At 64.2% G+C, this 26053-nt stretch carries 26 protein-coding genes; 18 read left to right on the top strand and 8 right to left on the bottom strand.

All coding sequences use genetic code 11. From position 1 onward, the window contains the following. Positions 1-247: 247 nt before the first annotated feature. The 3 genes from CIT39_RS29600 to CIT39_RS29590 are packed head-to-tail and all read left to right on the top strand — an operon-like array spanning position 248 to position 3938. Entirely contained in the window at positions 248-2539 is a 2292-nt protein-coding gene (locus tag CIT39_RS29600; protein ID WP_094976744.1) for a TonB-dependent siderophore receptor, read from the top strand. A gap of 5 nt (positions 2540-2544) precedes the next feature. After that, a complete protein-coding gene (locus tag CIT39_RS29595) occupies positions 2545-3759 on the top strand; it encodes a PepSY-associated TM helix domain-containing protein (protein ID WP_094977076.1) in 1215 nt (404 codons plus the stop codon). Continuing rightward, a complete protein-coding gene (locus CIT39_RS29590; RefSeq protein WP_094976745.1) occupies positions 3756-3938 on the top strand; it encodes a hypothetical protein in 183 nt (60 codons plus the stop codon). Before CIT39_RS29595 ends, CIT39_RS29590 begins: the two co-directional genes overlap by 4 nt. A 25-nt stretch (positions 3939-3963) precedes the next feature. Here the strand turns inward: CIT39_RS29590 and CIT39_RS29585 are convergent, their stop codons facing one another. From CIT39_RS29585 to CIT39_RS29575, 3 genes are all read right to left on the bottom strand, one after another. Continuing rightward, positions 3964-4419 (bottom strand): hypothetical protein, encoded by a 456-nt coding sequence (locus CIT39_RS29585; RefSeq protein WP_094976746.1) that lies wholly within the window; start codon positions 4417-4419, stop codon positions 3964-3966. A 93-nt stretch (positions 4420-4512) separates the two neighbouring features. Continuing rightward, the gene (locus CIT39_RS29580; protein WP_140481240.1) at positions 4513-4884 is read right to left on the bottom strand and encodes an ElaB/YgaM/YqjD family protein; all 372 of its coding nucleotides are present in this window, start codon (positions 4882-4884) and stop codon (positions 4513-4515) included. Between the two features lie 77 nt (positions 4885-4961). Further along, positions 4962-6074, bottom strand: a complete 1113-nt coding sequence (locus tag CIT39_RS29575; protein ID WP_162308751.1) for an AI-2E family transporter — start codon at positions 6072-6074, stop codon at positions 4962-4964. Positions 6075-6283: 209 nt separating this feature from the next. Between CIT39_RS29575 and CIT39_RS29570 the strand changes: the two genes are divergently transcribed. Both CIT39_RS29570 and CIT39_RS29565 read left to right on the top strand, forming a co-directional pair. Continuing rightward, on the top strand, positions 6284-7054 hold the full coding sequence (locus CIT39_RS29570; RefSeq protein WP_094976748.1) for a L,D-transpeptidase: 771 nt from the start codon (positions 6284-6286) through the stop codon (positions 7052-7054). 11 nt (positions 7055-7065) lie between these two features. Next, complete coding sequence (locus CIT39_RS29565; protein ID WP_094976749.1) at positions 7066-7713, top strand: DUF2865 domain-containing protein; 648 nt, start codon at positions 7066-7068, stop codon at positions 7711-7713. Between the two features lie 104 nt (positions 7714-7817). Here the strand turns inward: CIT39_RS29565 and CIT39_RS29560 are convergent, their stop codons facing one another. After that, positions 7818-7973, bottom strand: a complete 156-nt coding sequence (locus tag CIT39_RS29560; protein WP_155526037.1) for a hypothetical protein — start codon at positions 7971-7973, stop codon at positions 7818-7820. Positions 7974-8097: 124 nt separating this feature from the next. Between CIT39_RS29560 and CIT39_RS29555 the strand changes: the two genes are divergently transcribed. Continuing rightward, entirely contained in the window at positions 8098-8253 is a 156-nt protein-coding gene (locus tag CIT39_RS29555) for a Thivi_2564 family membrane protein (RefSeq protein ID WP_007599832.1), read from the top strand. Positions 8254-8321: 68 nt separating this feature from the next. Here the strand turns inward: CIT39_RS29555 and CIT39_RS29550 are convergent, their stop codons facing one another. The 3 genes from CIT39_RS29550 to cysD form a co-directional block, all read right to left on the bottom strand. Further along, the gene (locus CIT39_RS29550; protein WP_094976750.1) at positions 8322-10487 is read right to left on the bottom strand and encodes a malate synthase G; all 2166 of its coding nucleotides are present in this window, start codon (positions 10485-10487) and stop codon (positions 8322-8324) included. A 364-nt stretch (positions 10488-10851) separates the two neighbouring features. Next, a complete protein-coding gene (cysC, locus tag CIT39_RS29545) occupies positions 10852-12768 on the bottom strand; it encodes an adenylyl-sulfate kinase (RefSeq protein ID WP_094976751.1) in 1917 nt (638 codons plus the stop codon). 20 nt (positions 12769-12788) lie between these two features. Next, positions 12789-13583: a sulfate adenylyltransferase subunit CysD gene (cysD, locus tag CIT39_RS29540; RefSeq protein ID WP_094977078.1), complete on the bottom strand. Its 795-nt coding sequence runs from the start codon at positions 13581-13583 to the stop codon at positions 12789-12791. A 236-nt stretch (positions 13584-13819) separates the two neighbouring features. Between cysD and cysG the strand changes: the two genes are divergently transcribed. From cysG to CIT39_RS29480, 12 genes are all read left to right on the top strand, one after another. Further along, a complete protein-coding gene (gene cysG, locus CIT39_RS29535) occupies positions 13820-15256 on the top strand; it encodes a siroheme synthase CysG (protein WP_094976752.1) in 1437 nt (478 codons plus the stop codon). Next, positions 15253-15570 (top strand): DUF2849 domain-containing protein, encoded by a 318-nt coding sequence (locus CIT39_RS29530; RefSeq protein ID WP_094976753.1) that lies wholly within the window; start codon positions 15253-15255, stop codon positions 15568-15570. The genes cysG and CIT39_RS29530 overlap by 4 nt, the downstream gene beginning before the upstream one ends. An 11-nt stretch (positions 15571-15581) precedes the next feature. Beyond that, the gene (locus CIT39_RS29525; RefSeq protein WP_094976754.1) at positions 15582-17237 is read left to right on the top strand and encodes a nitrite/sulfite reductase; all 1656 of its coding nucleotides are present in this window, start codon (positions 15582-15584) and stop codon (positions 17235-17237) included. Then, positions 17224-17739, top strand: a complete 516-nt coding sequence (locus CIT39_RS29520; RefSeq protein WP_094976755.1) for a DUF934 domain-containing protein — start codon at positions 17224-17226, stop codon at positions 17737-17739. The genes CIT39_RS29525 and CIT39_RS29520 overlap by 14 nt, the downstream gene beginning before the upstream one ends. Next, on the top strand, positions 17736-18467 hold the full coding sequence (locus tag CIT39_RS29515) for a phosphoadenylyl-sulfate reductase (protein ID WP_094976756.1): 732 nt from the start codon (positions 17736-17738) through the stop codon (positions 18465-18467). Before CIT39_RS29520 ends, CIT39_RS29515 begins: the two co-directional genes overlap by 4 nt. Positions 18468-18581: 114 nt before the next feature. Next, complete coding sequence (locus CIT39_RS29510) at positions 18582-19589, top strand: sulfate ABC transporter substrate-binding protein (protein WP_414645229.1); 1008 nt, start codon at positions 18582-18584, stop codon at positions 19587-19589. 87 nt (positions 19590-19676) lie between these two features. Continuing rightward, entirely contained in the window at positions 19677-20462 is a 786-nt protein-coding gene (cysT, locus tag CIT39_RS29505; RefSeq protein ID WP_244607640.1) for a sulfate ABC transporter permease subunit CysT, read from the top strand. Positions 20463-20471: 9 nt separating this feature from the next. Beyond that, a complete protein-coding gene (gene cysW, locus CIT39_RS29500) occupies positions 20472-21383 on the top strand; it encodes a sulfate ABC transporter permease subunit CysW (protein ID WP_094976758.1) in 912 nt (303 codons plus the stop codon). Beyond that, positions 21373-22410 (top strand): sulfate/molybdate ABC transporter ATP-binding protein, encoded by a 1038-nt coding sequence (locus CIT39_RS29495; protein WP_094976759.1) that lies wholly within the window; start codon positions 21373-21375, stop codon positions 22408-22410. Before cysW ends, CIT39_RS29495 begins: the two co-directional genes overlap by 11 nt. A gap of 88 nt (positions 22411-22498) precedes the next feature. Then, positions 22499-22999 carry a CAP domain-containing protein gene (locus CIT39_RS29490; RefSeq protein WP_094976760.1) on the top strand — a complete coding sequence of 167 codons (501 nt, stop codon included), beginning with the start codon at positions 22499-22501 and terminating at the stop codon, positions 22997-22999. Between the two features lie 87 nt (positions 23000-23086). Further along, positions 23087-24262, top strand: coding sequence for a DUF3734 domain-containing protein (locus CIT39_RS29485; protein WP_094976761.1), 1176 nt, complete (start codon positions 23087-23089; stop codon positions 24260-24262). A 1-nt stretch (position 24263) separates the two neighbouring features. Next, a complete protein-coding gene (locus CIT39_RS29480; protein ID WP_094976762.1) occupies positions 24264-25052 on the top strand; it encodes a 3-hydroxybutyrate dehydrogenase in 789 nt (262 codons plus the stop codon). Positions 25053-25171: 119 nt separating this feature from the next. On the opposite strand, the gene CIT39_RS29475 is transcribed toward CIT39_RS29480, so the two are convergent. Beyond that, a complete protein-coding gene (locus CIT39_RS29475; protein WP_094976763.1) occupies positions 25172-25996 on the bottom strand; it encodes a sulfite exporter TauE/SafE family protein in 825 nt (274 codons plus the stop codon). Between the last annotated feature and the right edge of the window lie 57 nt (positions 25997-26053).

Below are 26053 nucleotides of genomic sequence, written 5' to 3'. Positions count from 1 at the left end.
AATCCGCCTGCAAAGCAACTTTCGGAAAGGGGATACTTGGGCCCCGACGTCCCAACCCCGCCGTCCTGCACGCTGTTGTCCCCGGCTGCGCAGCTTCTGAACTCTGGAAATGGAAAATATCCAATCTGGAGTTCTTCCAGCACGTTCTCCTGAACCTTCGCGGTAACTCCTCTTCGGTCGCATGGACGTGCGGCCGTGGAATGGGGAAGTTGCGGTGGGCGTATTGGAAGTGGGGCGCTGGCGGCTCATGGGAGCCGTTGGTTCGATCGTTCTGGTCTTTGGTGCGGGCGAGGCCGCGGCACAATCATCGTCGGCACCGACGTCGCCGGCAAGTTCAAGCGAATTGAGCCCGGTCGTCGTCGAAAGCCGCGAAGCTCCCAAGCGGGCGCGTGCGCCATCGTCACGGAGTCGCGGCAGTGCGGCGCGGGCGCGCGCGGCGTCACGTTCGAATGCGGCCGCGAGCGCCGCCGCGGCAGGCGCGTCCGGCACCAGCGCCGGACGCAAGGAATCGGCTTTCGGGCATGTCGACGGCATGGTGGCCACCCGCAGCGGAACCGGCACCAAGACCGATACGCCGCTGATCGAGACGCCGGCTGCGATCTCCGTCGTGACCCAGGACCAGATCCAGGCCCAGGGCGCGCAGAGCATCGCGCAGGCAGTGCGCTACACGCCGGGTGTGCGCAGCGAATTTGCCGGCGCGGATGCCCGCACCGACGCCGTCTATGTTCGCGGCTTCCTCGCCGACCAATATCTGGACTCCCTCCGGCTGCTGAATTTCGGCATCTTCGCCTATTCGCTGGTCGAGCCGTTCAACCTCGAGCGGGTCGAGGTCCTGCACGGTCCGGCCTCGATCCTGTATGGCCAGTCGTCACCGGGCGGTCTCGTCGACATGGTCTCGAAGCGACCGACGCTCGATCCCTATCACGAGATGTTCGTCTCGACCGGCAGCTATGGCCGCATGCAGGCCGGTGTCGACCTGTCTGGACCGATCGACAAGAACAAGGAGTTTCTCTACCGCTTTATCGCGTCCGGCTTCGACGTTGGAAGTCAGGTCGATCATGGCGATTACCAGCGCATTTCGATTGCGCCGTCACTCACGTGGCGGCCGGACAACAACACCACACTGACGGTGCTCGGCACCTATCAGCGCGACCCCAAGGCAGGCTTCTACAATCAGCTGCCGCCTCTCGGCGTTGGAACTGTCACACCCTTCAAGGGCGCTTTCATTCCGACCAGCTTCTATTCGGGCGAACCGGGCTTCGACAAGACCGACCGCACCTACGGCTCGGTCGGCTATCTGTTCGAGCACAGCTTCAATAACAGTGTGAAGGTCCGGCAGAATCTGCGCTACACCGATCTCAGCACCGACTTTGCCGTGGTGTCTCCCTTCGGCCCCGATCCGAGCAATCTGCCCCGCGGCGCCTACACCACGCTGGAGAGCATCCGCTCGATCGCGGTCGACAATCAGGTCGAGACCAGGTTCCATGCCGGCCCAATCGAGCATACCGTGCTTGCCGGCATTGACTACCGCAACGGTGTGGACAAGACACTCAACGGCACGATTGCTTCCGTGTCGTCGATCAATGCCTTCAATCCGGTCTATGGCCAGTCTTTCGGGCCAGTGCCGTTCACGACCCGAAACCGTCAGCGGATCGATCAGGTCGGCGAATATATCCAGGACCAGATCAAGTACGACCACTGGGTCGCGTTGCTCGGCATCCGCCACGATCTCGCGCAGTCCTGCACCGACAGCACGGCACTCGCATCGAACGTCACGACGACCAGTCCGAAGTCGGACACTGCGGTGACCAAGCGCGGTGCGCTCTTGTACAAGTTCGACAACGGCATCGCGCCTTACATCCAGTATACCGAATCGTTCCAGCCGACTGCCGGCACGACCTTTGCTGGCAGTCCGTTCGTGCCGACCACCGGCAAGCAGGAAGAGGTCGGCATCAAATATCAACCCAACGACAAATCGCTCTACACGATTGCAGCGTTCAACCTGGTCCAGCAGAACGTGCTGACGCCGGATACCGATCCAACCCATGGCGTCGGGCAACGCGTCCAGACCGGCGAGATCCGGTCGCGCGGTATCGAGTTCGAGGCCAAGACCGAGGTTAACCGCGAGCTGACGGTGCTCGCTTCGTACACCTATCTCGACAACGTCGTCACCAAGACCAACACCGGGACGCAGCTCGGCAAGCATCCGGTCGGCTTCCCCATGAATTCCGCCTCGGTCTGGGCCGACTACACGTTCCGTGGCGGTGCGCTCGACGGCTTCGGCCTGTCCGGCGGCGTCCGTTATATTGGCGAGCTTCCGGGGAATACGGCCAATACGTTCTACGTTCCCGCCGTGACGCTGTTCGACGCGGCGATCCATTACGATTTCTCGGCGCTGGGGCCGATGTTCAAAGGCTATTCGGCGCAGGTCAACGCCACCAATTTGTTCGACAAGACCTACGTGACCTATTGTCAGGACGGCGGCTGTTACTATGGACTCCGCCGCAACGTGATTGCGACGCTGCGCTATAAATGGTGACGGACATGAGCGAGCACGCGGCCTTTCAGGATCGTGCGTATGAGCGGAAGCCAGCGCTACGCCGCTGGCTCTTCGTCCACAAATGGTCGAGCCTGATCTGCACGCTGTTCCTGCTCCTGATCTGCATCACCGGCCTGCCGCTGGTGCTGCGGGAGGAGATCAATAGCCTGCTCGATGACGCCTTGCCCTACGCCCAGGTGCCGGACAACACGCCCAACGTCAGCCTCGACAAGGTCGTGGACGCCAGCCGGAAGATGTACCCCGGCGAGACCATCGTCTCCGTCTTCGTCGACGACGACGAGCCCAAGATCATGGTCTACATGGCGAGCTCGTGGGAAGCCTTCAACGCCAACCGCAAGGCGCTCTTTTCGATCCGGTTCGATGCTCATACCGGTGAGGTGCTGAAACAGACCAAGCCTTTCGGCGCGGACGGGCTCTCCTTCCTGCAATTAATGCTGACGCTGCATCGCGATCTCTTCATGGGGCTGCCGGGCGAGCTGTTCCTCGGCGCGATGGCGCTGCTGTTCGTCGCCGCGATCGTTTCCGGCATCGCGATCTACGGCCCCTTCATGCGCAAGCTGGATTTCGGCACGGTACGCGCGGCCCGCTCGCGGCGGCTGAAATGGCTCGACCTGCACAATCTGCTCGGCGTCGTCACGCTTGGTTGGGCCCTGGTCGTCGGCGCGACCGGCGTGATCAACGAGCTCTCCACGCCCCTGTTCGCGCTGTGGCAGCAGACAGACGTGCGCGCGATGCTGGCGCCGTTGCAAGGCAAGCCCGTGCCGCGCACCTCAGAATTATCCTCGCCGCAGGCGGCCTATGATACGGTGAAGGCGGCATTCCCCGACATGATCACGACCAGCGTGGTGTATCCGGGCGCGCCGTTCGGTTCGCCCTTCCACTATGTGGTCTGGACCAAGGGCAAGGAGCCGCTGACCTCGCGCCTGTTCAGTCCGGTGCTAGTCGATGCCAGGAGTGGCGCGCTGGTGTCCGCGGTCGCCATGCCCTGGTATCTGCGCGCGCTGGAGCTGTCGCGTCCCCTGCATTTCGGCGACTACGGCGGCATGCCGCTGAAGATCATCTGGGTGATGCTGGATCTCGTCACCATTCTTGTCCTGGCCAGTGGGCTCTACTTTTGGCTCGTGAGATCGTCGGCCGCCAGTACGCAGGCACGGCCGGCTACGGCGATGCCGCTGGCCTCGCCGGGCGGTGCCGAATGAGAGGCCGCCGTTCGCTCGCCGCGATCTGGCGGTGGCCAACGCTGCTCGCGGCGGCGAGCCTGTTCGGCCTGCTGTCGGCTTTGCTCGGCCAGAGAGGCATATGGCTGCCGCTGTCCTGGATCGCGCTTGCATCACCGCTGGCGGTTGCCGCCTTCTGCGTCGGTCGCAGCCGGGAATGACCCGAGCTGCCCGGAACTTCGGTCGTCACTCGGCCGGTTCGGCCGACGCCTCGTCCGGCACGCCGGCGCGGCTCGCCATGATGCCGAGGACGACGCCGCCGATCGCCAGGATCGGCAATAGCCGCTTGACCCCGATGGCGCGAACGATCTGCAGTCCGGTGGCGAGCAGCATGGGGTCCGCGAGCATGCTTGGCGCCGCCGATTTCGCGGCACGCTCGGCCGCGATTTGCGCGCGCTTCTGCAACTCGCGCTTGTAGCCCCAATAAGAACCTGCCGCAGCCAGCGTCAGCAGGAAGAAGATTCCGGCGCCGGCGAGACAAGCCTGCACCGGGCCATATTTCTCCAGCACCGAGATGAAGGCGGCGGCACAAAGGAAGCATGTCGTCACGAGCAGCGCGAACGCCGCGCCTGCGGCAAGCGAGGTCAGCCGCACCGCCGTGCCGGTAGATGCGCTGATCCCGTCGATGATGCGCTGAAACATGGCCCTCGTTCCTCAATTCCCCTACAAGCCAAACCGTCACGGGTCGACACCGGCAATGCGCCGGTGCCGCCGCTCTTCAGGCGTCCGTAAATCTCACCGGCGCCAGGCGGCACCGATCAGGAAGCCGATGCCGAGCGCTAGCCCGACGGTCGCAAGCGGCCGCTGTGTGATCGCGTCTTCGAGCGATTCCTCGATCGAGCCGTAGGCTTCCTGGGCCGCCCCCATCATTGCACTGCTGCGCTCCGACATGTCGTCGAGCGCGGTATCCATGTTCTCGCGGGCCTGGCGATAGCCGCGGCGGGCCTGTTTGCTGGTGGAATTGGCAAAGGTGTTGAGGGCGTCGGTGATCTGGTCGGTGAGGGCGGCGATATCGCTTTTCACGGCTGCTACATCCTTCTCGAGGCGTTCTCTGGTGGCTTTGTCGGTCCAGTCTTTCATCCCGGCTTCGGCATTGGTCGTGGACATCGGGAGCTCCAAACTGTTGCGGCTGAGATAGCCGGAGAACGTTTCGTCTTGGGGTAAGTTCCGTTCACGGAAACCGGTCAGCCCTGCGGAAGCTGCGGCGCATCCGCCGGCATCAGATGCTCCTTCAGGATCAGCGCGACGATCAGGAGCGGCGACGACAGGAAGGCGCCCATCGGCCCCCAGAGCCAGGTCCAGAACGCGAGCGCCAGCAGCACGGCGAGCGCATTCAGCGCCAGCCGCCGCCCGATGATCATCGGCGTGACGAAATGTCCCTCCAGGAAAGTAAGGCCGCCGAAAGCGAGCGCCGCCAGCAGGCCGCCGCTGATGGTCGGGAAGGCGACCAGCCCCACCACGACCAGCACCGCGAACATGGCGACCGGCCCGATGATCGGGATGAAGTTGAGGGTCGCGGCGAGTGCGCCGAGGCCGGCGGCGTTTGGTATGCCGGTAATTGCGCAAATGAGGCCGGTGCCGACGCCGACGCCGACATTGATGAGCGTGACGGTCAAGAGGTAATTGCCGAGATGGACCTCGATCTCGTTGAGGATGCGGAGCGTGCGCAGCCGCGCATCGTGGTCGCTGAAGTTCATGATTAGCGCCCGGCGCAGGTCTCGCCAGCTCGCGATGAACAGGATCAAGGTGACGAAGAACAGCAGGAATTCGGTAAAGGTCGGTGACAGGAATTCCAGCGTCGGCTGGACCCACTCGAATTTCGGCATCTGGAAGCTCGGCAGCCCTTCCGAGCCGCCGACCATGACTTGCAGCTCGCGCCACAGCGCCAGCGGCCGGTCGAACACGTGCAGCTTGTCCTTCAATTGCGCGCCGAGCTCGGGCAGGCGCGAGCTCCATTCCATCACAGGTGACGCGATCAGCGCGATGACGAAGGCAACCAGGGCGGTCACGGCGATTACGATCAGCGCGGCGCCCAATCCGCGCGGCACCTTGTGGTTTTCCAGGAAGGTCGCCGCCGGTGACAGCATGGTGCCGACGACGAAGGCCATCACCACCGGCAGGAAAAATGCCCTGCCGACATAGAGCACGGTGACGATGGCGATCAGCAGGAGGCCGGCAAGCGCGAAGGCCACGAATTCGGTGCGGCGGATAACCGGCGGGATCTCGGAATGATTGTCGGGAAGCGGACTGCCTTCACTGCTGCCGGTGGTCAGACGTTCACTGGGAAGGACGCGCACAATATCTCTCCCGCACGGGAGCCTCGATCCGCGTGCCCATCGACGCGGTGATAATGCGCGAGTGGCAAAGCGGTTCCATCGCGCCTTCGTGATTGCGTCCTCGCTTGACTGTGACAGGGATGCCGCGTGCAGGGCCGGAACTTGAATCGCCCCCGCGGCGTTTGTTCGCAAGCGCATCTCCCTGATGCACGCATCCCACGGGGCAGCACATGACCAGGTCCTCCACAGTCCGTCGCAGCTTCTCGCCGCGCGCCGCCGCCTTCGCCTTCGCAACCACTCTGCTTACGGTGCCGTTTGCCGGCGCGAGCGCGCAGACACTTGGCTACGCGCCGATGCAGCAACAGGCCTATCCGCAGGACCAGGGTTACGCCCAGGGCTACGTCAACGACGCGCCGCAGGCGGCTGACGAGGATGCCCAACTGCCCGATCGCCTGCGCAGGCAGATCGTCGGCTTCGACCGCAGCGAGCCGGCCGGTACCATCGTCATCGACACCAATAACACCTATCTCTATTACGTGCTCGGCAACGGCCGCGCGATCCGTTACGGCGTCGGCGTCGGCCGGGAAGGCTTCACCTGGTCCGGCGTGCAGAGCGTCAGCCGCAAGGCGGAGTGGCCGGACTGGCGTCCGCCGGCCGAGATGATCGCGCGCCAGCCTTATCTGCCGCGCTTCGTCGCCGGCGGTCCCGGCAACCCGCTCGGGGCGCGTGCGATGTATCTCGGCTCCAGCGAATACCGTATCCACGGCACAAACGATCCCTCCACGATCGGCAAGTTCGTCTCTTCCGGTTGCATCCGCATGACCAACGAAGACGTCACCGACCTGTTCGGCCGCGTCAATGTCGGCGCCAAGGTCGTGGTGCTGCCGAAGAACGCGCCGCTGATGGCCAAGGGCGGCGACCCCGTGCGCAAGCGTTCGGCCGTGACGGCGCTACCCTCTGGCCGGCAGGCGCTGAACGTTACGACGACCGCCGTGAACTAAGAGTGAGTCATATGAGCACACGCCTGATTGGCAAAGTGGCTGGTGGAACGGCGATCATGGTCGTTGTCTCCGCCGGTCTGGCATTCGCACCATCGGCACATGCGGAAGATTTCTTCTCGGCGCTGTTCGGTGGGTTCGGAGCGCGGCCTCCACAGATCCGGACGCCGTTCCCCGGTGATGACATGCCGCGGTATGACGCCCCGCGACAGCGCGCCGCCCATGGCGGCGGCACGGCCTATTGCGTGCGGGGCTGCGACGGCCGCTACTTCCCGGCGCAGGGCAACGATGCCGAGAGCAAGGCGCAATCCTGCAAGAGTTTCTGCCCCACGTCCGAGACTTCGCTGGTTTATGGCGGCGATATCGACGACGCCACCACCGACAAGGGAAAGCCCTATTCCGAGCTGCCTAACGCGTTCCGCTATCGCAACGAAATCGTTGCGGGCTGTACCTGCAATGGCAAGGACGCGGTCGGGCTTGCATCGGTGAAGATCGAGGACGATCCCACCCTGCGCAAGGGCGATATCGTCGCCGGCGCGAACGGCCTCGTGGTCGCCAGCCGTAACGCCAACGACCGCCGCGGCGTCGCGATGAATTTCTCGCCGCTACCGGACTCGGTGCGCGCCAGATTCCGGCAAGTCCCGGTGGTGGCGAAGGAATAGGGAACTGCTTCTACGTCGTCCTCGCGCAAGCGGGGGGCTCGAAGCGCGTTGCTCCAGCCTAGCTGATGTTGCCGCGAATCTTCCCGAGATATTGCGTCCGCGGACTATGCCAATCCCTGCACAGTGAAGTCGGTCTCGCGGGCCCAGGTGACCGCGCGGCTGGCGATGCCTGCCGCATGCGCGGCCTGCTGGCGGATGCCGTTCGAGGCAGATCGTTCTTCGGCGGCGGCAGGACGCTCAGCGCTGGCAGAATTACGCATCTCGCATTGCAATAAGCGCAAAAATGCGAAAAACTCAACTGTTTGAACAGGTTGCCAAACTGGAACCTCGTCCTGGGTCCGGACGTTGAGTCGTCAGTCGCAATCGCCTGAAGGGGGCAATCCAATGCTGGTCGGCGTACTCGTCACCTTTCTCGTCGTTATTCTGGTCCTTTATCTCATCAACATGTTGCCGATGGACGGCCGCGCCAAGCAGATTGCGCGCGTCGTCGTCATCATCATCGGCATCGTGTCGCTGCTGAAATATCTCGCTGTGTTTTAGCGAGTCCACTCGGTATCAAAGAAAAAAGCCCCGGTTTGCGCCGGGGCTTTTTGACCTTGTGGCTTGGGTTAGCCGTTCGCCTTGGCCTCGCGGCGGCGCGCGGTGAGGATGTATTCAGTGTAGCCGTTCGGCTGCTCGCGGCCCTTGAAGACGAGGTCGCAGGCGGCCTTGAAGGCTGTGCCGTCGAAGGCGGGCGCCATCGGCTTGTAGATGGCATCGCCGGCATTCTGCTTGTCGACCACGACGGCCATGCGCTTGAGCGATTCCATCACCTGCGCCTCGGTGATCACGCCCTGGTGCAGCCAGTTGGCGAGATGCTGGCTGGAGATGCGCAAGGTGGCGCGGTCTTCCATCAGGCCGACATCGTGGATGTCAGGCACCTTGGAACAGCCGACGCCCTGGTCGATCCAGCGCACGACGTAGCCCAAAATACCCTGGCAGTTGTTGTCGATCTCCTGCTTGACGTCGTCGGGTGCCCAGTTCGACTTCGACACCGGAATGGTGAGGATGTCTTCGAGCTTTGCGCGCGGCCCGCCCTTGGTGAACTCCTGCTGGCGCGCGATGACGTTGACCTGGTGGTAGTGCAGCGCGTGCAGCGTTGCGGCGGTCGGTGAGGGCACCCAGGCCGTGGTGGCGCCGGCCTGTGGATGGCCGAGCTTCTGCTGCAACATGTCCGCCATCTTGTCTGGCGCGGCCCACATGCCCTTGCCGATCTGGGCATGACCGGGCAGGCCACAGGTCAGGCCCATGTCGACGTTCCAGTCCTCATAGGCCTTAATCCAGGCCTGCGCCTTCATCTCGTTCTTGCGGATCATCGGGCCCGCTTCCATCGAGGTGTGGATCTCGTCGCCGGTGCGGTCGAGGAAGCCGGTGTTAATGAACATGATGCGCTTGGAGGCGCGCTGGATGCAGGCCTTGAGGTTGACGGTGGTGCGCCGCTCCTCGTCCATGATGCCGACCTTGAGCGTGTTCTCGGGCAGCGACAGCATCTTCTCGACGCGGTCGAAGATCTCGCAGGTCAGCGATACCTCGTCCGGGCCGTGCATCTTCGGCTTGACGATATAGGCAGATCCCGTGCGGCTGTTCTTGACCTTGGAGTTGCCCTTGAGGTCGTGAATGGCGAGCAGGCCTGAGACGGCGGCGTCGAGCAGGCCTTCCGGAATCTCCTCGCCCTTCTCGTCCAGCACCGCGTCGGTGAACATGTGGTGACCGCAATTGCGCATCAGCAGCAGGCTGCGGCCGTGCAGCTTGACCTCGCCCTTGCCGTCGGGCGTCTTGTAGCTGCGGTCGGCGTTGAGCGAGCGCGTCAGCGTCTTGCCGCCTTTCTCAAAGTCCGCCGACAGCGTGCCGTTCATCAGGCCGAGCGTGTTGCGGTAGACCAGCACCTTGTCCTCGGCATCGACCGCGGCGACCGAGTCTTCCATGTCGAGAATGGTGGAGACCGCGGACTCCATGATCATGTCCGCGACGCCGGCCGGATCGTCCTTGCCGATCGCGCTGCTGCGGTCGATCTTGACCTCGACATGCAGTCCATTGTTGGCGAGCAGCACGGCGCTCGGGGAAGCCGCATCGCCCTGGAAGCCGGCGAACTGCGCCGCGTTCTTCAGCGCGGTAGCGTTGCCGCTCTTCAGCTTCACCGCGAGCTGGCCCGCGACGACGCTGTAGGCGGTGACGTCGGTGTGGCTGCCGGTCGCGAGCGGCACGGCGGCGTCGAGGAACGCCTTGGCCTTGGCGATCACCTTGTCGCCGCGCGCTTTGTTGTAGCCCTTGCCGCTCTCGGAAGGATCGTGCGGGATCGCGTCGGTGCCGTAGAAGGCGTCATAGAGCGAGCCCCAGCGCGCGTTCGCGGCGTTGAGCGCGTAGCGCGCATTGGTGAGGGGAACGACGAGCTGCGGGCCGCAGATCTTGCCGATCTCCTCATCGACATTGGCGGTCTCGACCTTCTGGGTCGCCGGCTCCGGAACGAGATAGCCGATCTCCTTCAGGAAGGCGGTGTAGGCGTTGAGGTCGAACGCCTTGCCCTTGTTGGCGCGGTGCCAGTCGTCGATCTTGGCCTGCAGCGTGTCGCGGAATGCGAGCAGCGACCTATTCTGCGGCCCCAGCTCCTTGATGATGGCAGCGAGTCCGGCCCAGAACGCGTCCGGCGCGATCCCCGTTTTCGGGGTCGCTTCCTTGGCGATGAAATCGAACAGGACGGGAGCGATCTTCAATCCGTGGGCGTCGACGCGTTTCATGATGGGCTTTCTTGTTGGAAATGGCTGTTTTTGGCTGCTTTTGACCCGACAGCAGCAAAATGCGTCCATGAAGGACGGCTTTCAGGGCCCTATTAGCCCCAAAATCGGGGCGGTGAGAAGACCCCTAAAGGTTTGTCAAAATGTCAAGGAGAGTGGGGCGGCCCCACGCACAGCTGTCATTCCCCGCGACCCGGCTACGCCAAGGCTTCGCCGGGGTCGAGCTCCAGGGGCGCCGAAGCTTCAGCGTAGGCGGCAGTCGGGGAATCCAGTACGCCGCGGCTTCTCTGAATCCCCACGCGGTCTCTGGAATATGGGTCGCCCGGTCAAGCCGGGCGACGACAGCGGGAGCGGGAGTAGCACAGACTCAAATATTCGCGGCGAGGTCCACGACCTCGTCGAACAGCACACCGGTCGTCTTCAGCATCTGCTCGATCTCGTGGACCGCATCGGCGACATTCCGTGTCGAGGTGTCGATCACGAGCTCGGCTGCCTGCGGTGCTTCGTAGTCGTTGCCGATGCCGGTGAACGACGCCAGCGCGCCGGCGCGGGCCTTCTTGTAGTGCCCCTTGGGATCGCGATCCTCGCAGACTTCTGCCGGTGTCGCGACGTGGATCTCACGGAACGCTGTGTCGGCGATGCGGCGCGCGGCGGCGCGGTCCTCGCGCGCGGGCGAGACCGCCGCGACGATCGCGATGTGGCCGTTGCGCGCGAGATGCGTCGCGACTTCGGCGAGGCGGCGGATGTTCTCGCTGCGATCGGCCGCAGAGAAGCCGAGATCGCTGTTGAGCCCGGCGCGCAGCGTGTCGCCGTCGAGCAGGACCGGCGAGCCGCCATTGCTGAACAGCCGCCGCTCCAGAGCTTTGGCGAGCGTCGACTTGCCCGAGGCCGGCAGACCGGTGAGCCAGACCACGGCGCCGTTGTGCTGATAACGCGCGGAGCGTTCGTCGGGGCGAAGCGCGGATTCGACCGGCACGATGTCGACCGGTACGGCGCGCTGGCCGGCATCGACCGACAGCACGAGGCCGCCGCCGGCGATGCGCCCCGAGACTTCGATCACGAGGCGTCCGGTTCGCGGATTTTCGGTGTAGGGATCGGTGGCAATCGGATTCGACAACGAGATGTCGATCTCGCCGACATGATTGCGGCCGATCGCCTTGTTCTCGACGCTCGACAATTCGCCGGGATCGACCGCCTTCTCGATTTCCACCACGGTGGCGCGGCTTTCCTTCGGCCCCGACCGAACCAGCAACTGGTCGCCCTTGGCGAGCGGCTTGTCGTGCAGCCAGAAGATGCGCGCGCGCAGCCGCCGCGTCTCGCGCGGGGCAGCGCTCACATGCGCGATGATGTCGCCGCGCTCGATGAACAATTCGCGGTCGAGCGTGATGCCGACCGAGCGGCCCGCGCCCTGCCGTCCCGCCACCGGCGTCACCGGCCAGCTTTCGACCGTCTTGATCTTCGCGATCTTGCCGGCCGGCATGATCACGATCTCGTCGCCGGCAATGAGGCTGCCGGATTCGATCCGGCCCGCCAGGATGCGGCGGTCGTCGAACTTGTAGATCGCCTGCACCGGCAGCCGCAGCGCCAGCGCTTCCAGCGGCCGAGCCGGCTCGAGGGCGTCGAGCGCCTCGACCACCGTCGGACCCTTGTACCAGCCGATCCGGTCGGTACGATCAGCAACGCCGTCGCCGTCGCGCGCCGAGATCGGGATCACCGCCGTGGGCTTCACGCCGAGGCCGTTCAGATGCGCGGAAATCTCGTCGCTGATTTCCTTGAAACGCTCTGCGGAGAAGTCGACGCGGTCCATCTTGTTGACGACGATCGCGACCTGCTTCACGCCGAGCAGATGCAGGAGATAGCCGTGCCGCCGCGTCTGGTCGCGCACGCCTTCGAGCGCGTCGATGATGAGTACCGCGCCGTCGGCCTGCGAGGCGCCGGTGATCATGTTGCGCAGGAATTCGGCGTGGCCGGGCGCGTCGATCAGCACGATGTCGCGCGAATTGGTGCGGAAGCGGATCTGCGTGGTGTCGATGGTGATGCCCTGGTCACGCTCGGTCTGCAGCGCGTCGAGCAGGAACGACCATTCGAACGGCATGCCGCGCCGGGCGCTGACGGCCTTGAGCATTTCCAGCTTGCCGTCGGGCAGGCTGCCGGTCTCGTGCAAGAGACGGCCGACCAGCGTCGATTTGCCATGGTCGACATGGCCGACGATGACGATGCGGACCTGAGGACGCGTGGTGCCGTTGGGCGTAGCCGGCGAAGCGGGGGTGACGATCATGTTCATATCGCGCTCGCGTCCTGAGATCAGAGATAGCCGGCGACGCGCAGACGCTCGAAGGCGTCCTCGGTCTCGTGGTCGAGCGCACGGCCGGCACGTTCCGGCACCTTGGTCTGCTCGAGCTCGATCAGGATCTCGTCGATATTGGACGCGGTCGACGCGACCGGATTGGTGATGTCCTGATCCCCCAGCGAGCGATAGCGCTTGCCGTCCTTGGCGAGATACAGCGGGATGATCGGGATGTTCTCCCGCTTGGTGTAGGCCCAGATGTCGGCTTCGGTCCAATGCAGGATCGGATGGATTCGCAAATGCGCGCCCTGCGGCGGCGAGGCGTTGAAATGGTCCCAGAATTCCGGTGGCTGGTCGCGCACGTCCCAATTGCCTTCAAGGCCACGCGGCGAGAACACGCGCTCCTTGGCGCGCGTTGCCTCCTCGTCGCGGCGGATGCCGGCGATCAGGCCGTCGAAGCCGTATTTGGCGAGCGCCATCTTGAGGCCTTCGGTCTTGCGCGCAGCGGAGCGGGCAGCCGGCGGCAGCGTCGGATCGACGGCATCGATGGGCGGGCAGGGCTCGACGCGCAGATCGAGTTCCCATTCTTTGCCGTAGTGATCGCGAAAGCGGTACATCTCCGGAAATTTCTTGCCGGTGTCGACATGCAGCGCCGGGAACGGCACGCGGCCGAAGAACGCCTTCCGCGCCAGCCAGATCATGACGTTGGAGTCCTTGCCGAGCGACCACAGCAGGGCGATCTTCTTCAAACGGGCAAATGCCTCGCGAAAGATGTAGATGCTCTGTGCCTCCAACTGGTCGAGATGGTCCATGCTGGGGGCGGTCTGCGCGACCGGAATTTGCTTGGAAACGGGAGCGGTGAAGCCCAGCCCATCTGCGCCGGAATCGGACCTGAGAAGATGCATCTCTGCCACTTTGCGTCTGGAGGCGAAAATTCTATAGTTGCGGTGCGCAATAGAAGAAAAAATTTTCTCTTTGCGCGCTCGAAACGACACATATATAGAAAATAATTCCAGTCAACCCCGGATGTTGGGGAAGCGGGTATCGCATGCGGTTCTTGCCGGTGTTTCTCGATCTCAAGGCCGGTCCGGTGGTCCTCATCGGCGCGGGTGAGCTTTTGCGTGCCAAGCTGCGCGTGCTCTCTGCGGCCGGGGCGCGTCTCCGCGTGCATGCGATCGATGGCAATCAGGACCTGGGTCTGAACTCCGAGGACGCGGCGCGCATCGAGATCGCGACGGGGGATCCGCTTGCGGCCGATCTTGCAGGCGTCATAGCTGTGGTCTGCGCCGGCGCAGGCGATGTCGGCGTGGCGATGTCGGCTCGCGCCAAGGCGCTCGGCCTGCCCGTCAACGTCATGGACGATCTCGAACATTCCAGCTTCATCTTTCCGGCGATCGTGGATCGCGGCGATGTCGTGGTCGCGGTCGGCACCGGCGGCACTTCGCCCGTCGTGGCACGGCGCGTGCGTGAGAAGATCGAGGCGCTGCTGCCCGCCCGTATTGGTGAGCTCGCCGAGTTCATCGGCGGCTTCCGTAAATCCGTCAACGAGCGCATCGCCGAGTTTCCGTTGCGCCGCCGGTTCTGGGAGCGCGTCATCGACGGCTCGATCGGCGCCGCCGTGCTCGGCGGTCGCAGGAGCGAGGCGGATGCTGCGCTCAAGGCGATTGCCGATCCCTCCGAATTCGCGCGTGCCGACAAGCCGGAAGGCTCGGTCGCGCTGGTCGGTGCCGGACCCGGCGATCCCGATCTTCTCACCATCAAGGCGCTGCGCGCATTGCAGGATGCCGACATCGTCTTCCATGACGAACTGGTTTCGCCTGACATTCTCGACCGCATCCGCCGCGACACGACGCGCGTTGCCGTCGGCCGCCGTGTCGGCAAGCCTGGCATCGGCCAGGACGCCATCAACCAGCGGATGATCGAGGCCGCGCAAGCCGGCCAACGCGTCGTGCGTCTGAAGGGCGGCGATCCCTTCGTGTTCGGTCGTGGCGGTGAAGAGGTCGAAGCGCTGCGCGCGGCCGGTGTTGCCTATTCGATCATTCCCGGCATCACCGCCGGCCTTGGCGGCGCAGCCGATTTCGAGGTGCCGCTCACCTATCGTCATGAAGCCACCCGCATCACCTTCCTGACCGCGCACAAGGCGCGCGACGCGGAAGCGGTGGACTGGTCGACCCTGACCGACACCAGAATGACCGTGGTGGTCTATATGGGCATGACCGCCGCGCCCGCAGTGCGCGCCGGCCTGTTCGCTGCAGGCCGTTCGCCGGAGACGCCGGTTGGCGTGTTCGCGCGCGTGACGCGTCCCGATGCGCAAGGCGCGATCGGCACGCTGCGCGACCTTCCCGAGCTTGTGCGGCGGGTCAGCGGCGGTCCCGCCATTCTCATCATCGGCGATGTGGTCCGGCATGCCGGCTCGCTTCGCCGCGACATCCCCGAGAAAACCCCGAAGCAAATCATCTCTGACCTATTGGATGCAGCCGAATGACCTCCCCGCTCGAACAGAAGAAGATCAAGATCGCCGGCCCCTCGGTCGTGACCGCCAACCGTACCTGGGATGGCATCGTGGTTTATCGCACCGCCGCCAAAAGCTGGTCCGCGGACCTCTCGGAAGCCGCGATCGTGCGCAACTCCGACGAGGCCAAAGCGTTGCTTGCGGAGTCCGTCGCCGATGACGTCGGCGCGATCGGTCCCTATATCGCACCGGTGCAGGTCGGCGCGGACGGCAATATCGAACCCGGCAATCTGCGCGAACAGATCCGCCGCACCGGTGTGACCATCGGACAGTCGGCCCAGGCTTAAGGCGCTTTCTTATGTATGCTTACGACGAAATCGACCGCACGCTCGTCAACGAGCGCGTTTCGGAGTTCCGCGACCAGGTGAAGCGGCGTCTCTCCGGCGAGCTCACCGAGGACGAGTTCAAGATCCTGCGGCTTCAGAACGGCGTCTATCTGCAACTGCACGCCTACATGTTCCGCGTCGCGATTCCCTACGGGACGCTGGCGTCGAACCAGCTGCGGGCGCTTGCCCACGTCGCGCGCAAATACGACCGCGGCTACGGCCACTTCACGACGCGGCAGAACATCCAGTTCAACTGGATCAAGCTCGCCGAGCTGCCGGACGCGCTGGAAGATCTCGCCGAGGTCGGCATCCATGCGATGCAGACCTCCGGCAACAACATGCGCAACGTCACGTCGGATCAGTGGGCCGGCGTCGCGCCCGGCGAGATCGAGGATCCCCGCATCTGGTCCGAGCTGATCCGCCAGCACACCACGCTGCATCCGGAATTCTCGTTCCTGCCGCGCAAGTTCAAGATCGCGATCACGGCGTCCGATCACGACCGCGCCGCGATCAAGATTCACGACATTGGTCTGCGCCTCATCAAGAACGAGAAGGGCGAGACCGGCTTCGAGGTGCTGGTCGGCGGCGGTCTCGGCCGCACGCCGTTCATCGGCAAGACCATCAAGCACTTCGTGCATGGCCGCGACATCCTCAGCTATATCGAGGCGATCCTGCGGGTCTACAACCAATACGGCCGCCGCGACAACATCTACAAGGCGCGCATCAAGATCCTGGTGCACGAGCTGGGCATCGAGAAGTTCTCCCGTGAAGTCGAGGAGGAGTGGCAGCACATCCGCAACTCCTCGCTCCAGATCGACGACGAGGTGATCGAGGACATCCGCTCGCGCTTCACCTATCCGGCCTACGAGAAGCTGCCGCACATGCCGGACGAGCTGCGGCAGGCCGCGGCCGATCCTGAGTTCGAGGCATGGCGCAAGAACTCGGTGGCGCCGCACAAGGTGCAAGGCTATTCGATCGTCACGATCTCGTTGAAGCCGATCGGCGGGCCTCCAGGCGATGCCACCGCAGAGCAGATGGATGCGCTGGCCGATCTTGCCGACAGATATTCCTTCGGCGAAATCCGCGTCGGCCACGAGCAGAACCTGGCGCTGCCCCACGTCGCCAAGCGCGATCTGCCGGCGCTGTGGAAGGCGCTCGACAAGCTCGGCCTCGCGACGCCGAACGTCAACCTGATCACCGACATCATCGCCTGCCCGGGCCTCGATTATTGCTCGCTGGCGAATGCGCGCTCGATCCCGATCGCGCAGGAATTGACGCGGCGGTTCGCCAACCACGAGCTCGCCAACCTGATCGGCCGGCTCCACATCAACATCTCAGGCTGCATCAATGCCTGCGGCCATCACCATGTCGGCCATATCGGCATTCTGGGCGTCGAGAAGAATGGCGAGGAGGTCTACCAGATCACCATCGGAGGCCGCGCTGACGAGAACGCCGCGCTCGGGAACCTGATCGGGCCGGGCGTCAAGTTCGACGAGGTCGCCGACGTCGTCGAGGACATCGTGGAAGCCTATCTGGCGCTGCGCGAGCGACCGGATGAGCTGTTCATGGACACAGTGAAACGCCTCGGCGTCGAACCCTTCAAGGAGCGCGTCTATGCCACTCGTTAACGGCGGAAAGATCGCTGACGACGGCTTCGTCAAGCTGGCCGTCGACACGCCGCTGCCCGAGGGCGGCGACATCCTGATGCCGGCCGAGCGCTTTATCGGCGAGGCCGATGCGCTGCTCGACCGTGCCGGCAAGGTCGGCGTGATCTGGCCGAACAACCGCGACATCAGCGAACTCGTGCCCTATCTTGGCAAGCTCGCCGTGGTCGCGCTGGTGTTCCCGACCTTCCGCGACGGCCGCGCCTACAGCCAGGCCCGCCTGCTGCGCGAGCGCTACAATTACCGCGGTGAACTGCGCGCCACCGGCCAGGTGCTGCGCGACCAGTTCGTGTTCATGCTGCGCGCCGGCTTCGACTCGTTCGAGGTCAAGAAGCAAGCCGACGCGGAAGCCTTCATGCAGACCGCGAAGCGTTACTCGGTGTTCTACCAGCCGACCGGCGACGGCCGCATTACGGCCTTGCACCGGCGCATGCAGTTGCGCCATTCCGAAGGTGTCGGCACGTGAACGCGATCGCGCCTCAGGTTTCGTCAGTGTCCGTTTCCGCGCTGCCCTCCGTGGCGGAGCTTGATCGCGCGTTGCGCGATGCTTCGCCCGCGGAGATCATCGCCGCGGCGCTGAAGGCTGTCGGGCGCGAGAAACTGGCGCTGGTGTCGTCCTTCGGGACGGAATCGGCGACGCTGCTGAAGGTCATGGCGGACGTCGACCCCGCGATCCCCGTGATCTTCCTCGATACCGGCTGGCTGTTCGAGGAGACGCTGGCCTATCGCGACACGTTGATCGCGACGCTTGGCCTGAAGGACGTCCGCTCGATCAAGCCGGCTGAGGAGGCGCTGTCGCGCGAGGATCCCGATCGCGAGCTCTGGTTCTCCGATCCCGACGCCTGCTGCCGCATCCGCAAAGTCGAGCCACTGGCGCGGGCACTGAAGCCGTTCTCGGGCTGGATCAACGGCCGCAAGCGCTTCCAGGGCAATGCGCGCGCGGACATCGCGGTTGTCGAGGACGACGGGGCGCGGCTGAAGTTCAACCCGTTCGCCAACGTCTCGCGCGAGGAACTCGAGGCCATCTTCGTCCGCGCTAAATTGCCACGTCACCCCTTGGTCGCCTCCGGTTTCCGGTCGGTTGGGTGTATGCCTTGCACGAGCAGAACGGCCGAAGGCGAGGATGAGCGCGCCGGTCGCTGGCGCGGCCGGGCCAAGACAGAATGCGGCATCCACACGATGAAGACTTCGTAGCACAGCCGCGCTGCGAGCTAGCGAACAAGAAAATCCGGTTTCGTTGACTCAAACGTGTTTCGCCGCGAGTTTCGCCTTCCTTCGCTGACACCGACGTCAGTGAAGCGAATGGAGATGGAGATGATGCGCCGTATCGTTCCGCTCGCTGCAGGACTCATCGCGACGGGTTTTTTGGCAGGCGCGGCTCTCGCCGCTGACATCAACCTGCTCAACGTGTCATACGATCCGACGCGCGAGCTCTATGCCGAATTCAACAAGGCATTTGCGAATGCCTATCAGAAGGAGACCGGCAAGAGCGTCGAGGTCAAGCAGTCGCATGGCGGCAGCGGGTCGCAGGCGCGGAGTGTGATCGACGGCTTGCAGGCCGACGTGGTGACGCTCGCGCTCGCCTACGACATCGACGCGATCGCCGCCAAAGGCCTCACGGCGGCGGATTGGCAGAAGCGGTTGCCGCAGAATTCCTCGCCCTACACGTCCACCATCGTGTTCCTGGTGCGAAAGGGCAATCCCAAGGGCATCAAGGACTGGGACGATCTGGTCAAGCCGGGCGTCGCCGTGATCACGCCCAACCCGAAGACGTCGGGTGGCGCGCGCTGGAATTATCTTGCCGCCTGGGGTTTTGCGCAGAAGAAATACGGCTCGGCCGACAAAGCCAAGGACTTTATCGGTAAGCTGTTCCAGCAGGTGCCGGTGCTGGATACCGGTGCGCGCGGCGCCACCGTGACCTTCGTCGAGCGCGGCGTCGGCGACGTCTTGCTCGCCTGGGAGAACGAAGCGTATCTCGCACTGAAGGAATTCGGTCCGGAGAAAATCGAGATCGTGGCGCCGCCGCTCTCGATCCTCGCCGAGCCGCCGGTCGCGATCGTCGACAAGGTTGCCGACAGGAAGGGCAGCCGCAACGCTGCCGATGCCTACCTCCGGTATTGGTATACGAAGGAAGGACAGGAAATTGCCGCGCGCAACTTCTACCGTCCGCGCGATGCCGAGGTTGCCAAAAAGTACGAAAATTCCTTCGCAAAGGTCGAGATGTTCACGATCGACGAATTTTTCGGCGGCTGGACCAAGGCGCAGAAGGAACATTTTGGCGACGGCGGCGTGTTCGATCAGATTTACAAGAACTGATCCGGCGCCGTCTTAGAGATGTTGACAGGGGGCCTGGTGAGCGCACTCGCAGCACGACGCCGGACATTGCCGGGCTTCGGTCTCACGATGGGGCTGACGCTTTCCTGGCTGTCGATCATCATCTTGATTCCACTCGCCGGCCTGTTCCTGAAATCGCTCGAGCTTAGCCCCGAGCAATTCTGGAATATCCTCTCCAGCCGCCGCACTCTGAACGCGTTGCGCGTGTCCTTCGGACTCGCCTTCGCTGCGGCCTGCGTCAATCTCGTCATGGGCAGCATCATCGTCTGGGCGCTGGTGCGCTATCGCTTCCCCGGAAGGCGGCTGTTCGACGCTATCGTCGACGTGCCCTTCGCGCTGCCGACGGCGGTCGCGGGCGTCGCGCTGACTGCGCTGTTCGCCGAGAAGGGCTGGCTGGGGGCGCCACTAGCGGCGCTCGGCATCAAGGTGGCGTTCACGCCGGTCGGCATCTTCGTCGCCATGATCTTCATCGGCATTCCCTTCGTGGTGCGCACGGTGCAGCCGGTGCTGCAGGATCTCGATCCTGAGATCGAGGAAGCCGCGGGCAGCCTCGGCGCCAGCCGCTGGCAGACCATCGTCCGCGTGATCCTGCCCTCGCTGGCGCCGGCGCTGCTCACCGGGCTCGCGCTCGCCTTCGCGCGCGCGGTCGGCGAATACGGCTCGGTGATCTTCATCGCCGGCAATTTGCCGAACGTCTCGGAGATCGCGCCGCTCCTGATCGTGATCCGCCTCTCCGAATTCCGCTATGCCGATGCAACGGCGATCGCGGTCGTCATGCTCGTCGTCTCCTTCGTCATCATCTTCGCCGTCAACCGGCTCCAGCGCTGGGCGCAGAGCCGGATTCCGGTGCGTTGAGGGCGGACCATGACGATGCAGATCGCCCATTCAGGCCCGCTCACTTCGTCCGACGAGAAGGCCCGCGCACGCGAAGCCCTCGCGCGGGACAATCTGCGCACCGAACCGAAGGCCGTGCGCATCGCCATCATCACGATCGCGATCACCTTTCTCACTGTCTTCGTCGTGCTGCCGCTGGTGGTGGTGTTCGCGCACGCGCTCTCGAAGGGGATCGCCGCTTATCTGTCTGCGCTCGCCGAGCCGGAGGCGCTTGCGGCGATCAAGCTGACGTTGATCGTCGCTGCAATTTCAGTCGGTCTCAATCTCGTCTTCGGCCTCGTCGCCGCCTGGGCGATTGCAAAATTCGATTTCCCGGGCAAGACCTTCCTGATCACGCTGATCGATCTGCCGTTTTCGGTGAGCCCGGTGATCTCCGGCCTCGTTTTCGTGCTGCTGTTCGGCGCGCAGGGCTATTTCGGCAGCTGGCTCAGGGATCATGACATCCAGATCCTGTTCGCGGTGCCTGGCATCGCGCTGGCCACCACCTTCGTCACCTTCCCGTTCGTGGCGCGCGCGCTGATCCCCTTGATGCAGGAGCAGGGCACGCAGGAGGAGGAGGCTGCGGTTTCGCTCGGCGCCTCCGGCTTGCAAACCTTCTTCCGCGTTACCTTGCCCAACATCAAATGGGGCGTGCTCTACGGCGTGCTGCTCTGCAACGCGCGCGCGATGGGCGAGTTCGGCGCAGTCTCCGTCGTCTCCGGCCATATCCGCGGCGAGACCAACACGATGCCGCTGCTGGTCGAGATCCTCTACAACGAATACCAGTTCGTCGCCGCGTTCGCGATCGCCTCGCTGCTGGCGATGCTGGCGCTGATCACGCTGATCGCAAAGACCGTCCTGGAACGTCATCTCGACGAAGGGGAAGACGCAAGTGACCATTGAAGTCAGAAATCTCGTCAAGACGTTCGGCAGCTTCAAAGCCCTCGACGGTGTCGACCTCAAGGTCGAGAGCGGCGAGTTGGTTGCGCTGCTCGGGCCGTCCGGATCGGGAAAGACCACGCTGCTGCGGATCGTCGCCGGGCTCGATTGGCCTGACTCAGGTGAAGTCCTCATCAACGGCGAGGATGCGCTGGCGCAGGGCGCGCGCGAGCGGCATGTCGGCTTCGTGTTCCAGCATTACGCGCTGTTCCGCCACATGACGGTGTTCGAGAACGTGGCTTTCGGCCTGCGCGTACAGCCACGTGCGGTCCGAAAAGACGAGGGGGCGATCCGGGCGCGGGTCAAGGAGTTGCTCGATCTCGTGCAACTCGACTGGCTCGCCGATCGCTACCCGAGCCAGCTTTCCGGCGGCCAGCGCCAGCGCATCGCGCTCGCCCGTGCGCTCGCGATCGAGCCGCGCATCCTCTTGCTCGACGAGCCCTTCGGCGCGCTCGATGCCAAGGTGCGCAAGGAGCTGCGCAAATGGTTGCGCTCGCTTCATCGCGAGATCAGCGTCACCTCCATCTTCGTGACCCACGACCAGGAGGAGGCGCTCGAGGTCGCCAACCGCGTCGTCGTCATGGACAAGGGCAGGATCGAGCAGATCGGCTCGCCCGACGACGTCTATGAAAGCCCGGCAAGCGCGTTCGTCCACGGCTTCATCGGCGAGTCCATCGAGCTGCCGGTCCAGGTCGAAGCAGGCGTGATCAGGCTCGGTGGCCGGCCGTTAGGCCTCACGGCGGACGGACTTGCGCCTGGCGCGTCAAAACTGTTCGTGCGGCGACATGACATGCTGGTCGGGCCCCCCGGCAGCGGCGCCCTTGAAGGCGCCGTGCGACACGTCCGTAATTTCGGTCCCGTGCAGCGTGCCGAGGTCGCATTGTCAGGCGGCGAGACCATCGAGATCGACGCCCCCCGCGACAAGGAACTGCACGCCGGCGACACCATCGGCCTTGAGCCCCGCCGCTACCGGATATTTGCGGGCAGTTGAGCCGTCGCGTCAGGTCGAATTTTCTTCAAAATTCACCTTTCAGCCACGGTTGGTATGCAACAACGGCCCCTCATTCGGGGGCCCCTACATGCGCGCTGCGGCCGCAATTCTCATCATTTTGCTGCTTGCCGGCTGTGCCGGCAACGAGGCACCGGTCCAGCAGCCGTCGATGTATGCCGACATGGCGGTCCCGGGCTCAAAGCTCGATGCGCAGGCGGCCGCGATCATGATCTCGCAATACCGCCAGAACAACGCGCTCGGCACCGTCGTCATTGACCCCGACCTGATGCGGCTTGCCGAATCCCAGTCCAATGCCATGGCGGCGGCCAACAAGATGGACCACGACGTCCGCGCGCCGCTGGCCAAGCGCCTGGCCGCCGGCGGCTATCCCGCGACCGTGGCGGTCGAGAACATTTCGGCCGGCTATCATACGCTGGCGGAAGCGTTTTCCGGCTGGCGCGACTCGCCACCCCACCGCGCCAACATGCTCAAGGGCGGTGTCACAAAATTGGGCATCGCGGCGAGCTATGCTCCCGGCACCAAATACAAGGTGTTCTGGACCATGATCCTGGCCTCGACGGAGCGGTAAGCCAGACTTGATCCCGGCATGCATTGACGCCGCGGCGGAGGGTCGCCACGGTGGCGCGCCTTTTGCTATTGTTGCTATTGTTCCCTTATGACCGATCATACCACGGAATCCGCCAGCATCCCTGCGAATGCGCAACGCGTCCTGGTCCTCCAGGGCGGCGGGGCGCTTGGCTCCTATCAGGCCGGCGCTTATCAGGCGCTGTGCGGCCAGGGCTTCGAGCCGGAATGGGTCGCCGGCATCTCGATCGGCGCGGTCAACGCCGCCATCATCGCCGGCAATGAGGGCCCGACGCGCGTCAAGCGGCTCAAGGAATTCTGGGAGATGGTCTCCGCGCCGGTGCCGTGGAAACCGATCGGCAAGAGCGACCACAGCCGCGAACTGTTCAACTCCACCAGCGCCGCGCTGATCGCGACCTTCGGCGTGCCCGGCTTCTTCACGCCGCGGATTCCGCCGGCGCCGCTCTGGCCGCCCGGTAGCCCGCAGGCCGAGAGCTATTACGACACCGCGCCCTTGAAGAAGACGCTGGAGCGTCTGGTTGATTTCGACCGCATCAATGACCTCAAGACGCGCCTGTCGGTCGGCGCGGTCGGCGTCACCTCGGGCAATTTCAAATATTTCGACAATTACGAGTTCAAGAAGCTCGGCAAAACCATCGGCCCCGAGCACATCATGGCCTCCGGCGCGCTGCCGCCCGGCTTTCCCTCCGTCGTAATCGACGGCGAGCATTACTGGGACGGCGGCATCGCCTCCAACACGCCGCTGGACTACGTGCTCGATGCCGAGGTCGATCGCGACATGCTGATCTTCCAGGTCGACCTGTTCTCCGCCCGCGGCGATTTGCCGACCTCGCTGCTCGAGGCCACCGAGCGCGAGAAGGACATTCGCTTCTCCAGCCGCACGCGGATGAACACCGACAAGAACAAGCAGCTGCACAACGCCCGCAAGGCCGTGCGCGACCTGATTTCCAAATTGCCCGATTATCTCAAGAACGACCCTTCCGTGGAATTCCTCGCGAAGGTATCGCGTGAAAGCACCGTCACCGTGGTGCATCTGATCTATCGCAGCAAGAACTACGAATCCTCGTCCAAGGATTACGACTTCTCGCATGTCGCCATGGTCGAGCACTGGGAGGCCGGCGTGCACGACGTGCATCTGTCGATGCGCCACAAGGATTGGCTCGAGCGGCCGCAATCCGGCGAGACCATGGTGACCTACGATCTCACGGGGAACGTCTCCGCGCCCCCGGCAAAAAGGAGCGAATAGAATGGGTAGTCTGTCAGGCAAGAACGCCGTCGTGACCGGGTCCACCAGCGGCATCGGGCTCGCTTACGCACGCGCCTTCGCCGCCGCCGGCGCCAATGTCGTCATCAACGGCTTCGGCTCGCCGGAGGACATCGAGAAGGAGCGCTCGAAGATCGAGTCCGATTTCGGCGTCAAGGCGATCTATTCGCCCGCCGACATGACCAAGCCGGCCGAGATCGCCGGCATGATCGCGCTTGGTGAGAAGACCTTTGGCTCCGTCGACGTCCTCGTCAACAATGCCGGCATCCAGTTCGTCTCGCCGATCGAGGAATTCCCGCTCGAGAAATGGGACCAGATCATCGCCATCAACCTGTCCTCGGCCTTTCACGCCATCCGCGCAGCGGTGCCCGGCATGAAGAAGAAGGGCTGGGGTCGCATCATCAACACCGCATCGGCGCATTCGCTGGTCGCCTCGCCCTTCAAGTCGGCCTACGTCTCGGCCAAGCACGGCATCGCCGGTCTCACCAAGACCGTGGCGCTGGAGGTTGCGACCCACAAGATCACCTGCAACTGCATCAGCCCCGGCTACGTCTGGACGCCGCTGGTGGAGAAGCAGATCCCCGACACGATGAAGGCGCGCAATCTCACGCGCGAGCAGGTCATCAACGACGTGCTACTCGACGCGCAGCCGACCAAGGAGTTCGTGACGTCCGAGCAGGTCGCGGCCTTGGCGCTGTTCCTGTGCGGCGATGATGCCGCCCAGATCACCGGCAGCAATCTCTCGATCGATGGCGGCTGGACGGCGGAATAGGGGCAGTGCCGTAGGGTGGGCAAAGGCGCGAAAGCGCCGTGCCCACCATCACCCTCAATTGAAAAAGTGGTGGGCACGCTTCGCTTTGCCCACCCTACGATTCCGCCGCTCGGTTGGGCCTAATGCGTCCAGGCCAGCGCCGTCACGAACGCCGACGACAGGTTCAACTCCGCGAACATGATCTTGCCGGCGACCACGAACAACACGCTGGCGAGCGTCAGCCGCAGCACCGTCTCCGGCACCCGCGTCGCGCTGTAACTGCCGACGATGATGCCGGGCAGCGAGCCCATCAGCAGCACGCCCATCAGCGCCCAATCGACGTCGCCGAGCGCCCAGTGCCCGATGCCGGCGACCAGTGTCAACGGCACCGCATGGGCGATGTCGGAGCCGACGATGGTTGCCATCGGCAGGCGAGGGTAGAGCAGCAGCAGCACGGTGACGCCGACCGCACCGGCACCGACCGACGAAATCGACACCAGCACGCCGAGCACGATGCCGGTGACGACGGTCGCAATCGCGGTGCTGCGCTCGTCGACCTGTTCGAGCCGGCCGCGATAACGCTCCATGATGGATTTGCGGAAGATCAGCGAGGTCGCGGTCAGCAGCAGCGCGAAGCACAGCACCAGATTGATCAGGCTGCGCTCGGAATCGCCTCTGAGATCGAGTTTCCACAGCACCAGCAGCGTCAGCGCGCTCGCGGGAATGCTGCCACAGGCGAGCCGCAGCACCGCCGGCCAGTGCACGCTGCGCGCCCAGCCATGCACCACGCTGCCGCCGGTCTTGGTGGCGGCGGCATAGAGCAGATCGGTGCCGACCGCGGTGGAGGGATGAACACCGAACAGCAATATCAGCAGCGGCGTCATCAACGAACCGCCGCCCACGCCGGTCATCCCGATGAGGAGGCCGACGCCGAAACCGGAAGCGACGTAGAGTGGATCGAACATATCTGGAGAATCTTAGGTTGATCTCGTCGGTTGGGCAATACGACGTAGAATAAACCT

Origin of the sequence: Bradyrhizobium symbiodeficiens (genome assembly GCF_002266465.3) — a bacterium.
Taxonomy (GTDB): domain Bacteria; phylum Pseudomonadota; class Alphaproteobacteria; order Rhizobiales; family Xanthobacteraceae; genus Bradyrhizobium; species Bradyrhizobium symbiodeficiens.
This window is presented reverse-complemented; position numbering and strand designations above follow the sequence as displayed.